General features: G+C 34.4%; 13 protein-coding genes. 7 read left to right on the top strand and 6 right to left on the bottom strand.

Annotated features, from left to right (window positions below):
* The 5 genes from acpP to pyk form a co-directional block, all read left to right on the top strand.
* A partial coding sequence (gene acpP / locus B2U95_RS03890) for an acyl carrier protein (RefSeq protein WP_296313066.1) occupies window positions 1-144 on the top strand: 144 nt, incomplete at its 5' end.
* Between the two features lie 13 nt (window positions 145-157).
* Window positions 158-1,408, top strand: a complete 1,251-nt coding sequence (gene fabF, locus B2U95_RS03885) for a beta-ketoacyl-ACP synthase II (RefSeq protein ID WP_296313060.1) — start codon at window positions 158-160, stop codon at window positions 1,406-1,408.
* Window positions 1,409-1,415: 7 nt separating this feature from the next.
* On the top strand, window positions 1,416-2,156 hold the full coding sequence (gene rnc / locus B2U95_RS03880) for a ribonuclease III (RefSeq protein WP_296313057.1): 741 nt from the start codon (window positions 1,416-1,418) through the stop codon (window positions 2,154-2,156).
* A 133-nt stretch (window positions 2,157-2,289) separates the two neighbouring features.
* Window positions 2,290-2,769, top strand: a complete 480-nt coding sequence (locus tag B2U95_RS03875) for an IPExxxVDY family protein (RefSeq protein WP_296313055.1) — start codon at window positions 2,290-2,292, stop codon at window positions 2,767-2,769.
* A 1-nt stretch (window position 2,770) separates the two neighbouring features.
* The gene (gene pyk, locus B2U95_RS03870; RefSeq protein ID WP_296313052.1) at window positions 2,771-4,213 is read left to right on the top strand and encodes a pyruvate kinase; all 1,443 of its coding nucleotides are present in this window, start codon (window positions 2,771-2,773) and stop codon (window positions 4,211-4,213) included.
* A 5-nt stretch (window positions 4,214-4,218) separates the two neighbouring features.
* Here pyk and dinB read toward each other — a convergent pair whose 3' ends face one another.
* Window positions 4,219-5,328: a DNA polymerase IV gene (gene dinB, locus B2U95_RS03865; protein WP_296313051.1), complete on the bottom strand. Its 1,110-nt coding sequence runs from the start codon at window positions 5,326-5,328 to the stop codon at window positions 4,219-4,221.
* Between the two features lie 39 nt (window positions 5,329-5,367).
* Between dinB and B2U95_RS03860 the strand changes: the two genes are divergently transcribed.
* Window positions 5,368-5,838 carry a CYTH domain-containing protein gene (locus tag B2U95_RS03860; protein WP_296313049.1) on the top strand — a complete coding sequence of 157 codons (471 nt, stop codon included), beginning with the start codon at window positions 5,368-5,370 and terminating at the stop codon, window positions 5,836-5,838.
* A gap of 82 nt (window positions 5,839-5,920) precedes the next feature.
* On the opposite strand, the gene B2U95_RS03855 is transcribed toward B2U95_RS03860, so the two are convergent.
* The 4 genes from B2U95_RS03855 to B2U95_RS03840 all read right to left on the bottom strand — a co-directional run bounded on the left by B2U95_RS03855 (window position 5,921) and on the right by B2U95_RS03840 (window position 15,022).
* Window positions 5,921-7,831, bottom strand: coding sequence for an OmpA family protein (locus tag B2U95_RS03855; protein ID WP_296313047.1), 1,911 nt, complete (start codon window positions 7,829-7,831; stop codon window positions 5,921-5,923).
* A 21-nt stretch (window positions 7,832-7,852) separates the two neighbouring features.
* Window positions 7,853-8,758, bottom strand: a complete 906-nt coding sequence (locus B2U95_RS03850) for a PorP/SprF family type IX secretion system membrane protein (protein ID WP_296313045.1) — start codon at window positions 8,756-8,758, stop codon at window positions 7,853-7,855.
* A 29-nt stretch (window positions 8,759-8,787) separates the two neighbouring features.
* Window positions 8,788-13,842 carry a gliding motility-associated C-terminal domain-containing protein gene (locus B2U95_RS03845; protein WP_296313043.1) on the bottom strand — a complete coding sequence of 1,685 codons (5,055 nt, stop codon included), beginning with the start codon at window positions 13,840-13,842 and terminating at the stop codon, window positions 8,788-8,790.
* Window positions 13,843-14,065: 223 nt separating this feature from the next.
* A complete protein-coding gene (locus tag B2U95_RS03840; protein ID WP_296313041.1) occupies window positions 14,066-15,022 on the bottom strand; it encodes an endonuclease in 957 nt (318 codons plus the stop codon).
* 73 nt (window positions 15,023-15,095) lie between these two features.
* On the opposite strand from B2U95_RS03840, the gene hflX reads away from it, so the two are divergent.
* The gene (hflX, locus tag B2U95_RS03835) at window positions 15,096-16,307 is read left to right on the top strand and encodes a GTPase HflX (RefSeq protein ID WP_296313038.1); all 1,212 of its coding nucleotides are present in this window, start codon (window positions 15,096-15,098) and stop codon (window positions 16,305-16,307) included.
* A gap of 58 nt (window positions 16,308-16,365) precedes the next feature.
* On the opposite strand, the gene B2U95_RS03830 is transcribed toward hflX, so the two are convergent.
* A partial coding sequence (locus tag B2U95_RS03830; RefSeq protein ID WP_296313036.1) for a DUF3078 domain-containing protein occupies window positions 16,366-17,206 on the bottom strand: 841 nt, incomplete at its 5' end.

Raw genomic sequence — 17,206 nt, 5'->3', positions numbered from 1 at the left:
AACGATTTAGGAGCGGATTCATTAGATACTGTTGAATTAATAATGGAATTTGAAAAAGAATTTGATATTCAAATCCCAGACGATCAAGCTGAGAACATTGCAACAGTTGGTCAAGCTATTTCTTATATAGAAGCAGCAAAATAATAACTCAATTTTTATGGAATTAAAGCGAGTAGTAGTTACCGGTTTAGGTGCACTTACACCAATAGGCAATACCAAAGACGAATATTGGGATGCACTTTTGAGTGGTAAGAGTGGTGCCGCACCTGTGACACATTTTGATCCTGAAAAGTTCAAAACGAAGTTCGCTTGTGAAATAAAAAACTTTGAGGTTACTGACTTTATTGATAGAAAGTTAGCACGCAAAATGGATAAGTTTTCCCAGTATGCAATGGTCGCTTCGGATGAAGCAATTGTAGACTCAAAACTAGATTTAGATGCGATAGACAAATTAAGAGTCGGAGTAATTTGGGGAGCTGGTATTGGTGGTTTAGAAACATTTCAAGAAGAAGTGTTAAACTTTGCCGCTGGTGACGGAACACCTCGTTTTAATCCATTCTTCATTCCAAAAATGATTGCTGATATAGCACCTGGAAACATATCTATAAAATATGGTTTTATGGGTCCAAACTATACAACAGTATCTGCATGTGCATCTTCTGCAAATTCAATGATCGATGCATTAAACACTATTCGTTTAGGCACTTGTGATGTGATTATTACAGGAGGAAGTGAAGCTGCAGTTACTATTGCTGGTATGGGTGGGTTTAATGCTATGCACGCCATGAGTACGCGTAATGATAGTCCAACAACAGCTTCGAGACCATTTGATGCTAACCGAGATGGTTTTGTATTAGGTGAAGGAGCAGGAGCTATTGTACTAGAAGAGTACGAGCATGCGATAGCAAGAGGAGCTAAAATCTACGCAGAAGTTGTCGGTGGAGGTTTATCTTCTGATGCGTATCACATGACAGCGCCACATCCTGATGGAATTGGTGTCGTTGCGGTAATGAAAAATTGTTTAGAAAATGCTGGATTAAAACCTGAAGATGTAGATCATATAAACACACACGGCACATCAACACCATTGGGTGATGTTGCAGAGTTAAAAGCTATATCTCAAGTATTTGGCAGCCATGCTAAAAATATAAATATTAATTCTACAAAATCTATGACAGGTCACTTGTTGGGCGCTGCTGGTGCTATTGAAGCAATTGCTTCAATTATGGCGATGCAGCATGGTATTGTGCCGCCAACAATTAATCATGAAACAGTTGACCCAAATATAGATCCAGAATTAAATTTAACACTCAATAAACCTCAGAAACGAGAAATTAAAGTCGCAATGAGTAATACATTCGGATTTGGCGGTCACAACGCTTGTGTATTATTTAAAAAATTAGATTAAGTCCCGAATGAACTTCATTCGTAACATACTAAATTCCCGCTCTAAAGAAGACGGGAATTTTTTTTTACAACTTATAGATATTCTTGGTTTTAAACCAAAGTCTAATTTACTTTACGTAAAAGCCTTTACACATCGCTCAATGAATATTAGGGATAAAAAAGGCAACCCAATTAATTACGAACGTTTAGAGTTTGTAGGTGATGCGATGTTAAGTTCTGTTATTGCATTTTATTTATTTGAGAAAGTACCACATGGGGATGAAGGCTATCTAACAAAGATGCGTTCTAAAGTGGTGAGTAGAGAGCATCTTAATGAGCTTGGTAAAGATCTAGGTTTAATACTTCTAGTAAAAAGCAGAATACCTAAATCTAACTTTGGTGATAATATACATGGTAATTTATTCGAAGCTTTAGTAGGCGCTATTTACTTAGACAGAGGTTATAAGTTTTGTGAAAAATTTATTTATAATAGAGTTATAAAGCCATACGTAGATATAGAAACTCTAGAAGGTAAGGTTATTAGCTATAAGAGTCTACTTATAGAATGGTGCCAAAAAGAAAAGAATACGTTTAATTACAATGTCTATGAAGATACAGGGAATGATGAATTAAAACATTTTTCGGTAAAGCTAAGTATTAATGATAAGGTAGTATCTAAAGCTAGAGCAACTTCAAAAAAGAAAGCCGAAGAAAAAGCTTCTAAACGTGCTTTTTTCGCTTTTCAAAAGCAAATTACTAAACTTATTTAAGTCTATTAACCTTCTTAGTTGCAAAACTCTTAAAACTATATCGTTTTCGTAAGCTTTATGGGTTAAGATTAACCAAAAGTTAATATAACTAAGCTTTTTATATACTATATTTACCAATCAAGGTTATGACTGTATGGCTTTACACAAACTTTTGGTAGATGATTTTTTTGATGACGCTTACAAGCTTATAGCTCTTCATTGTCGACTAGAAGATTACCGTTTAGCATATTTACTTAATAAGAATTTAGACTTAAATCTAACTCGAAATGAGCATGATTTAGATTTTAAGTACTTAACATCTTCTTACAGTTTTTTTGAATGGAATAATGAAGCTGAGTATGTAACTTGGAATTTAGTTTCTAACGTTTGCAAAAAAGAAGAAGATAGCCTTTACAGTACAGGAACATTATTTACAAATAGTGAGAAAACGCTAAAAACATTTCATCTAATTCCTGAATTAAAACGTGTGGATTTTTTTATAAAAATCTCCAATGAAATTCAGAATGTAAATGAAGATTTAATACTAGATACATTACAGTCCATTCCACAGATTATTACAAGTTATACGGTAAATCCGTTAAAAATAAAATCCAAAGACCATTTAATTTTTTGAGTTGATGTCAAACAAGAAAACAAAAATAGTAGCCACATTAGGCCCAGCAACCAGCACAAAGGCAGTTTTAAAAGCCATGTTAGATGAAGGCTGTAATGTATTTAGAATTAACTTTTCGCATGCGGATTACAAAGACGTAGAGGAACGTATAAAAATGATTAGAGAACTCAATGAAGAGTTTGGATATAACGCTTCTATCTTAGGTGATTTACAAGGTCCTAAATTACGCGTAGGGATGATGAAAGGTGAAGTTATTGTAAATGCAGGGGACGAAATTATTTTTGCAACTGGTGAACGTTTTGAAGGCACTAAAGATCGTGTTTACATGACTTATGATAAATTTCCACAAGATGCTAATCCAGGAGAGCGTATTCTTTTAGATGATGGTAAGTTAATTTTCGAAGTCGTCTCTACGGATAGAAAGACTGAGGTAAAAGCTAAGGTTATACAGGGTGGACCACTAAAATCTAAAAAGGGTGTAAATCTTCCTAATACAAATATTTCTCAACCTGCGTTGACAGAAAAAGATATTGAAGATGCCATATTTGCTATAGGGCAAAAAGTAGATTGGATGGCGTTATCTTTTGTAAGACATGCTGAAGATTTAATGCAGTTAGAAAAATTAATTAGTGAGCACAGCGAACATAAGATTCCGATTATTGCTAAAATTGAAAAGCCAGAAGCGGTCGAAAATATTGATAAGATTGTAGCTTATTGTGATGGTTTAATGGTAGCTCGTGGTGATTTAGGTGTTGAAATCCCAGCAGAGGAAGTTCCATTAATTCAGAAGCAATTAGTACTTAGAGCAAAAAAAGCGAGGATTCCTGTAATTATTGCAACACAGATGATGGAAACAATGATTACAAGCTTAACTCCAACAAGAGCTGAAGTTAATGATGTTGCCAATTCAGTTATGGATGGTGCAGATGCTGTAATGTTATCTGGTGAAACTTCAGTTGGGCAATATCCTGTACAAGTGATTCGTCAGATGGCAAATATTATTCGTAGTGTTGAAGATTCACCATTAATTAAAGTGCCACAAAAACCGCCTCACATTCGTACAAAACGTTACATAACAAAAGCGATATGTTATCATGCCGCTAATATGGCAAACGAAATTAATGCAAAAGCAATTTCGACATTAACTAATAGTGGTTATACAGCGTTTCAGATTTCCGCTTGGAGACCTTCGGCACATATATTGGTATTTACATCTAACAGGCGTATTTTAACACAATTGAGTTTGCTTTGGGGAGTTAAAGCATTCTACTATGACAAGTTTGTAAGTACAGATGAGACTATTGAAGATGTAAATACAATTGCTTGTAAAAAAGGTTATTTAGAAGTTGGGGATATGTTAATTAGTTTAGCAGCAATGCCAATACAAGCTAAAGGTATGGTGAATACATTGCGAGTTACTGAGATTGAGAGTTGTAGTTTCTAGTAGATTTAAAAGGCAAACTTCAACTGTACACTAAAAGATTTTTTTTCTATTTCTGAAGACTTAGGTTTTGCAACTTTGGTATTCAAATTTGATAAAGAAATACCTAAAAGACGCACTGAATTATCTAGTTTGTCTTGGTAGAGAAGATCTTTTGCTGTTTCAAGAATTATGGCTTTTTCACTCACGTAATAAGGTAATGTTTTACTTCTTGTTTGTAATGTAAAGTCGCTGTATTTTATTTTGAGTGTTATTGTTTTTCCTGAAACTTTACTGTTATGTAATCGCTTTGAGACTTCTTCTGCAATATGCTCTAGTTTTTCTAGCATAAAAATTTCGGAAGATAAATTTTTACTAAAAGTACGTTCTGCAGCTAAAGATTTTCTAATACGATTAGGTTTTACTTCGCTATTGTGTATACCTCTTACTACGTCGTAGTAGTAGCGTCCTGATTTTCCGAAGTGTTCATTTAGGTATTCAAAGCTTTTCAACTTTAAATCTTTACCAGTAAAAATCCCTTTTTGATACATTTTATCAGCAGTGACTTTACCTACACCATAAAACTTACGAATATCTAAATCTTCTAAAAACTGAAGCACATCTTCAGGGTTTACAGTTTTTTGTCCATTAGGTTTATTATAATCACTTGCAACTTTAGCTATAAACTTATTAATAGAGATACCTGCAGACGCTGTTAAGCCTACTTCGTCATAAATTTGCTGTCTTATCTTTTGAGCTAGTAAAGTTGCACTAGGTAATCCTATTTTGTTTTCTGTTACATCTAAGTAAGCTTCGTCTAAAGACAAAGGCTCAACTAAATCGGTATAATCATGAAAAACCTTTCTTATTCGGTTTGAAATTTCTTTATAACGATTAAAATCTGTCTTCACAAAGATGAGTTCTGGGCAAAGTTTTATCGCTAAGCGACCAGACATAGCACTTTTTACGCCAAATTTTCGAGCTTCGTAACTTGCTGCACTTACAACTCCACGTGTTCCGCCACCACCAACAGCTATAGCTTTACCTCTAAGCTCAGGATTATCCTTTTGTGCTATGGATGCATAAAATGCATCCATATCTACATGAATTATCTTTCTTATTGGTAAATCGTTAAGCATGCTGTAAATTTAGGCATTAAATGCCTTTTTAGGTTTTTCATGATAGAAATAGAACGTAAATTTTTAGTCACATCAAATGTTTTTAAAACGGAAGCTTTTAACAGCTATACTATAAAGCAAGGATTTTTAAATAGTGATGCAGAAAGAACAGTAAGGGTTAGATTGATAAAAGACATAGGTTATTTAACTATAAAAGGGAAATCTACAAAAAACGGTTTGTCTCGTTTTGAATGGGAAAAAGAGATCCCTAGAATAGAAGCAGAGTTTTTATTAGAACTTTGCGAATTGGGAATTATTGACAAAATTCGTTACGAAGTAAAATCAGGAAACCATATTTTTGAAGTTGACGAGTTTTTTATTGAAAATGAAGGTTTAGTTATAGCAGAAGTTGAGTTAAAATCTGAAAATGAAAATTTTATAAAACCAAATTGGTTAGGTAAAGAGGTAACCGGAGACGTAAAATATTACAACTCGCAATTAAGCAAATTACCATATACACTTTGGAAGTAATACTATTTTAATTTTTTTTTGTAGATAACAAAAAAGGCTCTGAATTTTCAGAGCCTTTTTAATGTTTTATAAATTTTGCTTTTTAAGCCCCTGGTCCACCACTAGTAATGATAAACTCAGAACGTCTATTCGTAGCATGCTCTTCTTTAGTACATTTACCTCCACAATTAACCTTAGGTTCAGTTTCACCTTTACCTGTTGCAGAAATGCGAGACTCGTCAACACCTTTAGATATTACATATTGTGCAGTACTTTTTGCTCTACGTTCTGACAATATTGTATTGTATGAATCTGGACCTCTAAAATCTGTATGAGACGTCGCGTTAATAACCATGTTTGGATATTTAGTCATAATCTGAACAAGTTTATCCAATTCAAAAGCAGCTTGCGCTGTGATATTAGATTTGTCAAAATCAAAGTAGATAGGATCTAACTCAATTTTATCAGCAACGATAATTTTTTCAATAGGATCTAAGCTAATTTGTACGGCAAGCTCTTCTTCATTTGTTCCATCAACTGTAACTTTTTTACTGTCATAGCCATTTATAGTAACTTCTAATTCTGAGTCTGTTTCACACTCTACTATAAATTCAGCTACACCTTCAGCATTACTTGTTTTAGAAACAATTTTATTGCCTTCTGTATCATATAAAGATACAGATGCACCACTTAAAGGAGCTCTAGTTTTATCATCTAATACAGTAGCTGTAATTAAGACATCACATAATGGTTGTAATTTTTTAAAGGCGTAAACATCGTCACTACCTTTGCCACCATCTCTATTAGAAGAGACAAAACCTTCTTCTGCTTCTTCATCTATTGTAAAAGCAAAATCATCTCCGTTACTATTAATAGGAATACCAACATTTCTAATAGGTGCTAGTTTACCGTCAATTTCTTTGGTGTAGAATACATCCATTCCACCTAAGCCTAAATGACCGTTAGATGAAAAATACAAGTTATTATTACTACTTACATACGGAAACATTTCTTGACCTTCGGTATTTACTTTTTGTCCCATATTGGTGGGTTCACCCAGAGATCCGTCTGCATTGATAGGCGCTTTGTAAATATCATATAAACCGAAACCACCAGGCATATCAGAGGCAAAGAAAAGCGTTTTACCATCTGCGCTTACAGCTGGGTTTTTTACAGAATAGTTTTCACTATTTAGTTTTAAGCTCTCAACAGTATCCCAATCGTTGCCTAGTTTTGTTGCTTTAAATAAGTAAAGTTGGCTGTAACGTGTTTTAGACAAAGAATCTTTTTGAAAAACTTTTTCAAAATAACTTTCTCTAGAAAAATACATAGTTTCTCCATTTGGTGTGAATGAGACCAAACCTTCGTGAAATTTAGTATTTATTTTATCATTCATTAAGCTTGCAGCTTGGAATGAACCATCAGAATTTTTAGATATTTCGTAAATATCTAAGAAAGGTTCCTGATTCCAACCATATGTTTTACGGCTGTTATTACGTCCAGATGTGATGTACAGTTTACCATCATTCATAATACCTCCAAAATCTGATTGCTCAGAATTAAAGTCTGTATTTTGCAGATTAAACTTTTTCCCTTGTTCTAAAATTTTAGGAAGATAATTTGGATTGTTTCTAAAAGCTGTAGCTCTATCATCAGACGGACGCATAGAAGCAAACTTATCCATCTGTGCATTAGACTCTTCGTATTTCCCATTAGCCTTTAGCATCTGCGAATACTTGTAAATCATCTCTGGATTAGTAGATGATTCTAAAGCTTTTGCATAGTAACGCTCAGCCTCTACGGTATTAAAAATATTGTAATAGCTTTCTGCTAATTGACCATATACATAAGTATCAGCCTTGCCTTTTTCTACAAGCTTTTTATAGCTTTCAGCTGCTTTTACAAACTCGTATCTAGTAAATTGTTTATCTGCTTTTTTTGTGTCGTTATTTTGAGCAGTTAAGCATAAACTACTCATCAACGTAATTAATAATAATGTTTTTAAGTTTTTCATAATAGTGTTTAGCTTATCAGATTAAAAGTATCTAGGTGAACGAGAAACGCGTTTCGGAAAATTAAGGTCGAATAATAAAAATACCTCATGAGACGCAGGTGCAAAATCTCTAATACCTGATGTTATTGCGTCATACGCATACCCAATTCTTACTCCTGGTGATATAGCAAAATTCACTAAACCCGAGAATGAATCGTCTGATCTGTAAGAGACGCCAACTTCAAATTTTTTGAAAAACCTTGCATTTAAATTAACATCCAATGACGTTGGTGCATTAAATGCAGATTTAACCATAACTGATGGTTTAAGTTCTGTATTGGGTGATAAATCAAACACATAACCACCTGTTAGAAAGTAGTGTTGTGTTTCTGATCCTATCTTATTTCCGTTAGTATCAAGATGTACTGAAGACAGCATATTTGGTACAGACAACGAGACATAGTATTTATTAGTATAGTAAAACACACCTGCACCCATATTAGGTGTTGTGCTATTTATGTCGTTACCAAAGAAAGGATCGGTTTCATCAATTACATCTAAATCTACTAAACCAATATCATGAAATGTAGCACCAACTTTTACACCAAAAGCTAAGCGATGCTCACCACCTAATTTCAGCGTATAGGAAATATCAGCAAAGACATTAGTTTCTTTAACTGGTCCTAAGCGATCAGATATTAAGGATAGTCCCACGCCTAAATTGTTTCCAATTGGTGTGTGACCGAAAAATGTACCTGTTTCTGGATTACCTTCAATTCCTGTCCATTGGTTTCTATAGAGAAGGCCAAAAGATAACCCTTCTCTAGAACCAGCATAGGCTGGGTTGATGATATTCATATTATACATGTACTGAGTGTACTGAGGGTCTTGTTGTCCATGCATCTGTAACGCAAGAAGTAGAACCGCTATAATAGAGATTTTTTTCATTATAATTTAAGTTGATTCAGTTAGTAAGTTTATCTATTTATATATATCCAAGCACTACGTCTTTTTGTTCCGCCTTCGTAAGTCATAGTGTAGAAATAAGTTCCGACAGGTAGTTCTTCGCCATCATTAGTTTGGCCAAACCACTCGTCTGTATAATTATTTTTAGAATATACTAGAGTACCATTTCTATTAAATATTTCTAGTTGAGAAACATCAAAACTACTTAAGTCAAAGTTGTCATTCTGACCAGGTGTTACTCCAGGTGAAATACCTTCTGGGAAGATACAAGCATCTAATTCTTCAACAAATATTGTTATTGTATTAACACAGCCTGTTCCAATAAAACTAATTTCCGCAGAATAATCTCCTTCTACTAAAACAGTATCTAAAGTTAAACCAGTTGCTCCTAAAATTAATGTACCGTCTAATAACCAGCTTACAGTAACATCTGCAGCGGTAAAGTTAGTAGGAACAATGCCTATTTGAATTGGAACTGTAGCATTAGGACAAACAGCATAATCAAATTGAGGATCAAAAGTTGCTAATGGCACAACGTTTACGACTAAGTTAAAGGATGTAGTATCAAAACATCCAGTTGCGTCGTCTTCTACTCTTACAAAAATAGTTTCGCCACTACTTTCATAAGGGCTTATTAAAGCACCAGTATCTGCATCAGCATCTGCTAAGGATGTGTGATATGTTATAGTTATACCAGCATCAGAGTTAACCTCATCATTAATAGATTCTAAATTAAATTCTGTCATCCCATCTACATTTCCATCTGCATCATCACAGACAACAAAGTCCATCGGTTGATTTACATTAGGAATAGGGTTAACAACCAACTCAACGTCAGATATCTGACGACATCCTAAGAAATTATTGGCTGCTGCGTCTGCATCCTCAATTCTAATAATTAGTGTTTCTCCTGATGACGTATATGGTGATGATACAGGATTTATTGCTTGATTAGCTTCTGCAGTATTTGTGTAATATGATACGGTGAAATCTGCTGAAAGACCTAATGATGTAGTTAACGCATTTAAATCGAAATCTTCTGAGCCATCACTTTCAGGACCATCACAAACTGTAATGTTTTGAGCAGCTACAGTCCCAGCATCTTGATAAAGATTTACAATAACAATTTGCGAAAATGCATCATCGCCACACTGATCATCAAATGCTTGAACTTGATAGTTATCTGATTCTGTTACAGTAAGTGTAGCAGATGTTTCTCCAGGAATTTCAAATCCATCTTTAAACCAAACAAAAGAATCAGCAAATGGTGAATTAGTTTCAATAGTTACAGAGGTAAATCCACAAACAGAAACTTCATCTACTTCAGTTGGATCATTACTTTGATCTATCACGACCTCGTTACTAACAAGTTCCGCAGATATCTCTGCACTAATAGTACCATTGTCTGTTCCATCAGAATTCGTTTGTTCTATTGTTATTGTTCCAGGGTTACCATTAAAATTAGTTACCAACAACAAATATATTTCATCTTCCAATGCATTATCAATACTTAAATTTTCTACTGCTGCACCTGAGTAACTACAGTCAACAATATTTCCGAATGGATAAAAACCTGTATCAGGATTGTTAGAGAAAGGACATGTAGGACAATCTTCAAAAACAATACCTATACATGCTTCTTCTACTGAAGTAAAAGGTCCCCAGATTACAAAATCAACATCTAATCCGTTTCCAGCATCATCTTGCTGGTTAATTTCTATTTCAATAGGTCCCGATTCACCAATTTGAATGATATTCCAAACAGGATTAGGTGCAGTACCTAAACATGCTAGTTGATTTGGGTCTGGAATACCAATAATATTTGGTGTAGTCAGTGCACCACCCACAGAACAGAAGTTTTCTGCATTCTCACATATAATGTTAGAAGGTGCTTCTCTAATACATAAATCAAAAGTAGATGTTTCGTCATTATCACTACCACTACTAAATATTCTGATGTAATAAGTGTCACCAACAACTAATGCAGGAGTTACACTTGCATCGTCATTAGAACAATAAAGCTCTGTTAACGTGCCACAAGAACCTTCATATAAAGCGTGATCTATATTAAACGTACCACCCGCTATATTTAAAATTGAAATAATTTGAACTTCATTTAAAGCTGTAAATTCAAACCATACATCATCACCGGTATTACCAGTACAACTTCCGGCAGGAACACCAGATGGTGTTGCAGCTAATATAGTCCCTGGCGTTGTTGCATCACATGCAGGTCCGTCATTTACTACGGCGACTATGGCTCCATCACAATTATCATTGTCTGGTGGACATGCTAATAGTTGTATAGGTTGACTATTTATAATACAGTTAGTATCTTGATCATTACTTACCGTTACCACAACATCTACTAAGAAAGCAAAAGGTCCTATTTGATAAGTACCTACAGTTGTAACAGGTGTTGTATCTCCGTTAATATTATTTGAAATTGTCAATGATGAAGCATCACCTAAAGTTGTAACGTCTACATCGATTAAGAATTGATCACCGTTATCACAATCATCAATTACAGAATATGTTGCTTGTGGATTAATACAAGTAGCACAAGAAACCGTGTAGTTTATACCACCAACTAAGGCTGCACTTCCACTACCACAACTTACAGAACCATCTGAATTAATAAAGAAAGATATTGTATCGCCTGTAGATTGAAAAGTAATTCCACCAATATTACCACCAGCACCGTAATTTTGATCTGCAATTGCAAACCCAGCGAAAGGAGTTCCATCAGAATCTAGCACTACTAGTTCATCAAAGTTATTTTCTACATTACCTGAATTAAAAGTTAAGTTTAAAGGTGTACCATCGTTACTCGTAAATGTGAATATAAATGGATTCGCTGCACCACCATTATCATAACAGTAATCTTGAGTTAACGGTCCACCAGTAGCACAATCTATTGTAAAGTTAGATTGAGGTGTTGTTGTAAACGTAAATGGCCCAGCAAAATTAGATGTTTCAGTTGCACAAATTGCTTGCACGTAAAAATCGTATGTTGTGTTTTGTGTTAACCCTGTTAAGTTAAAAGGATTTGTAGTTACACCATTTAAAATAGTACCTGTACCTTGGGCAAAACCAGTTGGTCCCCATTCTATATTCCAAGATGTAGCTGTACCATTTTCTATCCAGCTTAAATCTGCAGAGTCTTCACCTACATTGATAGCTTCTAAATTTATTGGGAAAGGACATGTTGGCCCTTCTTCAATACATACATCTGCTGTTCCTGAGGATTGATCTCTCCAAATTAAAGCTACATAAGTGTCACCAGGTGTTAGACCACCAATAACACCAGAGTTATCACCAGCATCGAAAGCATTATTAGTACAATCAGAAACCGCTATACCACCACAAGAGTCATATACTTCTAAACCAATATTATCTGCTGCTCCATCAAAATAAATAACAACAGAACCTACAGGCGGTGCAGTAAAACTCATAAAATAACCAAAGTTTCCAAATCCATCACAAGAAGGATTCTCACCATTGGCGTCTACATCTCCACCATTAGCAAAGTTAAATGTCACTGAATTTGTACCATCACATAATGCTTCAACAGTCATAGGAAAAGCGTTTGCACAAGTTTCTCCTGGTGTCGCAGTTATAAAGTTAGATGGTCCAGAAACTGTAGATGATCCTACTGCACAATTAGTGAGTATGTAATAGTCATAAGATGTTCCAGCCGTTAAACCAGTAAGCATTAAGTTTGGAACTGTTAAACCATTTACAGTAGTTCCTGTACCTGGAATAAAACCAGCAGGTCCCCATTCTAAATCCCAAGTTACACCAGTAGCTCCTAAATCTGTCCAAGATAAATCAGCGGATGTTTCTGTTATATTTTCTGCAATTAAAGCAGATGCCGGAATACAATCTGGTGCTTCTGTTACATTAACTGTGAAATCTGCTGTAACACCAAAAGCACCAGTAAAACATGGGTTCGGTGGGTCTTGGCCAAAATCAGCAGAACCCATTCTCATATTATAAATACCAAGAGGAACATTTGGCATTACAAAAGAAGCATCAAAAGTCGTAGGATTAGCATTGGTTGTTTCTCCCTGAAAAACTAACTCGGTTGCATTGTCATATACTAAATCGTTATTAAAATCAATCCATACATTTACATCATACGTAAAACCAGAAGCAAAAATTATTTGAAAGTTTGCGGTAACACCTGCAGCTAAATCTACGGTTGGTGCTGTAAAGTCTTCAAAAACTACGTCTCCAGCCGAAGTGAATATTTCAGAACCTAATTGCGCTTGGTTTATACCATCATTATCGTTAGATGAAGGAATAGATTCACAATAACCTGTTAAGAAGTTAAAAGGCCCTACCCACTCACTTAATCCATTACCCGCACAATCTGCTTGGTAATAAAGAAAATAATTTGACAAAGGGGTTAAGCCAGCTAATGCTGTTGTCGGTGTTGTATTTATAGTCACTGACCCTTCTTCTTCACCATTGCCTGGTGTAAAATTTGCAGCAGCATTCCATTCTAAATTCCAAGTTGTTTCAGAGTCACCTGCAGCCCAATTTAAATCGACTGTAGTTGTTGTGCCGTTAGATGCCGCCATACCAATAGGTACCACACAAGTTGGACTCTCAAAAAGAGTGACTACTATATTTGACCAATTTCCACTAGAACCTCCAAAACTTTGATTAAGAACTAAGTCTATGAAACCATCAGTAGTAGGGTTATAAATTGCTGGTAAATCTCCATCAAAAGTTAATGTTGTTGCAGTAGCATTTGTAGCGCCACCAGTAGTTGGGGGATCTATAAGAATAGAACCAGCGGTGGTTGTAAATGTCAAATCTGCTTCCGTTGACCATGGACCACCTCCACCATCTGTCCAATCTACTGAAAGAGAGAATGAATCATAAGAGCCAGTAGATGATGCAGTAACGCCTGATGCATTGGCTACGTCATTGAGGTTTATTGTAACAGGTGTTCCAGATGCCACATTAGTGGGTCCTGCGATAGGATTAAAAACATACTGAGCGTTGGCTGTTAAAACAAAAGCTAGCATGATAAAAATTAGAGTAATCTTTTTCATTATTAATCGGTTTATTAGTAAATATGAAAATCATTCATAATCATTTGATTACAAATAAGTTGTTTGTTGATTATTAGTTTGTTAGTATAAATTGTACGTATAATATGAGAAGATTGCTTACCTATTCTCACGACCAATATAGAAAAAAAGGCTATTAACAAGATGTTAACATTACGATAATAGACTAAGTACTTTATTTACCGATAAAAGGTTTTTTTTTATTTTAATTAGAAGGCTTCAATTTAATGTAAACAGGAAAGTGGTCACTATAGCCACCTTTGTATTTTTTTCCTACATAAGTTCTAAGAGGTTGCCCTTTATATTTGCCATGGTTTTGTGTTAAAAATTTACTGTTAAATATATTTGCACTATCGAATGATAATTTTGAATTTTTAGGATCAAATAAATTAGTTGAAAACAAAATTTGGTCAAATAAATTCCACTGAAAGTTATAGCTTAAACTTCCTTTATCCCTAGACCAAACCGTTTTAAAAGGATTGTATAACTCACTTTCTTGTTCTATTGTAGAAATACTTTTACAGTTAGGATTGTCGTTAAAATCCCCCATAACTATAACTTTGGCTAGATGATCCTTTTTTTTCAATGTTTTAATAATAGAATTTACCACATTAGCCGCTGCAATCCGTTTAAATTCAGTTTCTTTTGTGCCTTCTCGTCTAGAAGACCAATGATTAACTATAATATTTATGTTTTCATTATTTAGTTTGCCTTGTACTAAAAGAATATCTCTGGTATAATCTTGTTTTCCAGTTTCGCTTTGAAGATAAACTGAAAACACTTCAGAGCTTTCAACTTTAAAAATATCAGGTTTATAGAGTAATGCGACATCAATTCCTCTTTCATCTGGTGATTCGTAATGAATATAACGGTATTCTTCTTTAATTAGGTTTTTATTTTTTATGAGGTCAGATAACACTTTTTTATTTTCTACTTCAGCTAAACCAATAATTATTGGAGCAACTGTAGTGTTTTCTTCTCCGATTTTAGAAATAACATCACCTAATTTTGTTAACTTATTCTGATAGCGTTTTGGAGTCCATCGTTTTCTCGATGTTGCTAAAAAATCATCATCATTAGTAAGTGGATCATTTTCTATGTCAAATAAGTTTTCTGTGTTATAAAACGCAATTGTGTAAGAGGTATAGTCATTATTAATCATGGCAATAAATATATGATTTTAAAATCTTATTCTAAATAACGCATTTGCTTAACTTTGTACTTTGAATAAGATTATGATAGAAAAAAAAGATATTAGTTTAGAGAGGGCTCTTTTAATAGGAGTTATTACTCAAGAACAAGATGAAGAGAAGTCAACAGAATATTTAGATGAGTTAGAATTTTTAACCTACACTGCAGGAGGTGAGGTTGTAAAACGTTACACTCAGAAAATGACAATGCCAAACCCTAAAACTTTTATAGGTACAGGTAAGATGGAAGAAGTAATGCATTTTGTAAAAGATAACGATATTGGTACAGTGATTTTTGATGACGAATTATCCCCTGCACAAGAACGAAATATTAGTAAAATTCTTAACTGTAAAATATTAGACCGCACTAATTTGATATTAGATATTTTTGCACAACGCGCTCAAACCAGTTATGCAAGAACCCAAGTAGAGTTAGCGCAATGTCAATACTTACTACCAAGGTTAAAAGGAATGTGGACTCACCTTGAAAGACAAAAAGGGGGTATTGGAATGCGAGGACCTGGTGAAACAGAAATAGAGACAGACAGACGTATTGTCCGCGATAAAATAGCTTTGCTAAAGGCTAAAATTAAAATAATTGATAAGCAAATGGCTGTACAACGCGGTAATCGCGGAAAAATGGTAAGAGTTGCTTTAGTCGGTTATACCAATGTTGGTAAGTCTACATTAATGAACGTTATTAGTAAAAGTGAGGTATTTGCAGAAAATAAACTGTTTGCAACTGTAGATACTACAGTTAGAAAAGTAGTTATTGGGAATTTACCTTTTTTAGTCAGTGACACTGTTGGTTTTATAAGAAAACTTCCAACACAATTAGTAGAGTCTTTTAAGAGTACACTCGACGAGGTAAGAGAGGCTGATTTACTATTACATGTTGTTGATATTTCTCATTCAAATTTTGAAGAACATATAGATTCTGTGAATCAAATTTTAGATGATATTAGTAGTAAGGATAAGCCAACGATTATGGTGTTTAATAAAATTGATACTTACGAAGCGGAACCTTTTGATGATGATGATTTAATTGCCGAACGGACACAAGCTAATTACTCTATTGAAGAATGGAAAAAAACTTGGATGAATAAGATTGGTGAAAATGCCTTATTTATTTCTGCATTAAAAAAAGAAAATTTAGACGAGTTTAGGAAACGCGTTTATAAGGAAGTAAGAGAGATTCACATTACGCGGTTTCCTTATAATCATTTTTTATATCCAGATGTTGAGGATATTGAATAAGAAAAGAGGTCTAAATTTAATTTAGACCTCTTTTTTTTAGTTTATGTATTGTGTTGGCTTAAAAATTATAACTTAAGCCAAGTGTGTAATACGTTTGTAAATCGTTATCCACATTATTAAAATCTGGTGTATCACCACCGCCAATAGGTTCAAATTGACCCAAAGCATAATTTAGAGCTTCTTGCTTGTTACTTCTTAAACCAAAATCAAAACCTACACCAATCATTTCCCAAAGCGTGTAGCTAAAGGAGTTTGTCCAAGTCCAGTTCGATAAATCGGATGATTCATAACTCTGAAAAACAGATAAATTTGTCTTAAAGTTGATAGCTCCAATTTGTTTCGTATAATCTGCAACAATTTTTGCACCTAAGGAAGATTCAAAAATAATATCGTTATCAGAAAAAACGAAATTATAGTTTAAAGGGTGTATTACAACAAATAAATCTGGAACAGGAGTCCAAGTTACACCAAAACCAACATCTAAATAACCAGGGTCGTTGAAGTTGTCTAATAAGGTCGTTCTGTATTCCATAAATCCAGAAGCAGCCCATTTATCACTCAATTTGTAACCGTATAATGACGAGATATTAAAAACATCTGTAGTTGGTTGAAAACTATCATCGTCGTCAGGGCTGTCTTTGTCATCTAATTTTACCCAATTTAAATTTAATGTTAAAGCACTTCTCCAAAAGTATTTGTCTTCAATTTTGTTGGCAAATGCATTAACTGTAAAACCAATACTACCAGCACTGTTGTTAGGCGTTCCTTGAGAGTACCAATTACTGAACTCAGAAAGGCTCCCACCTACAGTACCGAAGGCACCAAAATGCCAACCTGGAAGGGCGTCAATCTGTCCTTGTAAAGCATCAGCTTCTCCTTGAAACTTGTCTACCTCTGCT

The organism is Winogradskyella sp. UBA3174 (assembly GCF_002364335.1).
Lineage (GTDB): Bacteria > Bacteroidota > Bacteroidia > Flavobacteriales > Flavobacteriaceae > Winogradskyella.
Note: the sequence above shows the minus strand (reverse complement) of the source record. Positions and strands in the feature narration are given on the sequence as shown.

Coding starts and splice junctions, on each gene's coding strand:
- fabF (WP_296313060.1), top strand. CDS start 158: ATGGAATTAAAGCGAGTAGTAGTTACCGGTTTAGGTGCACTTACACCA.
- rnc (WP_296313057.1), top strand. CDS start 1,416: ATGAACTTCATTCGTAACATACTAAATTCCCGCTCTAAAGAAGACGGG.
- B2U95_RS03875 (WP_296313055.1), top strand. CDS start 2,290: ATGGCTTTACACAAACTTTTGGTAGATGATTTTTTTGATGACGCTTAC.
- dinB (WP_296313051.1), bottom strand. CDS start 5,328: ATGCTTAACGATTTACCAATAAGAAAGATAATTCATGTAGATATGGAT.
- B2U95_RS03860 (WP_296313049.1), top strand. CDS start 5,368: ATGATAGAAATAGAACGTAAATTTTTAGTCACATCAAATGTTTTTAAA.
- B2U95_RS03855 (WP_296313047.1), bottom strand. CDS start 7,831: ATGAAAAACTTAAAAACATTATTATTAATTACGTTGATGAGTAGTTTA.
- B2U95_RS03850 (WP_296313045.1), bottom strand. CDS start 8,758: ATGAAAAAAATCTCTATTATAGCGGTTCTACTTCTTGCGTTACAGATG.
- B2U95_RS03845 (WP_296313043.1), bottom strand. CDS start 13,842: ATGAAAAAGATTACTCTAATTTTTATCATGCTAGCTTTTGTTTTAACA.
- B2U95_RS03840 (WP_296313041.1), bottom strand. CDS start 15,022: ATGATTAATAATGACTATACCTCTTACACAATTGCGTTTTATAACACA.
- hflX (WP_296313038.1), top strand. CDS start 15,096: ATGATAGAAAAAAAAGATATTAGTTTAGAGAGGGCTCTTTTAATAGGA.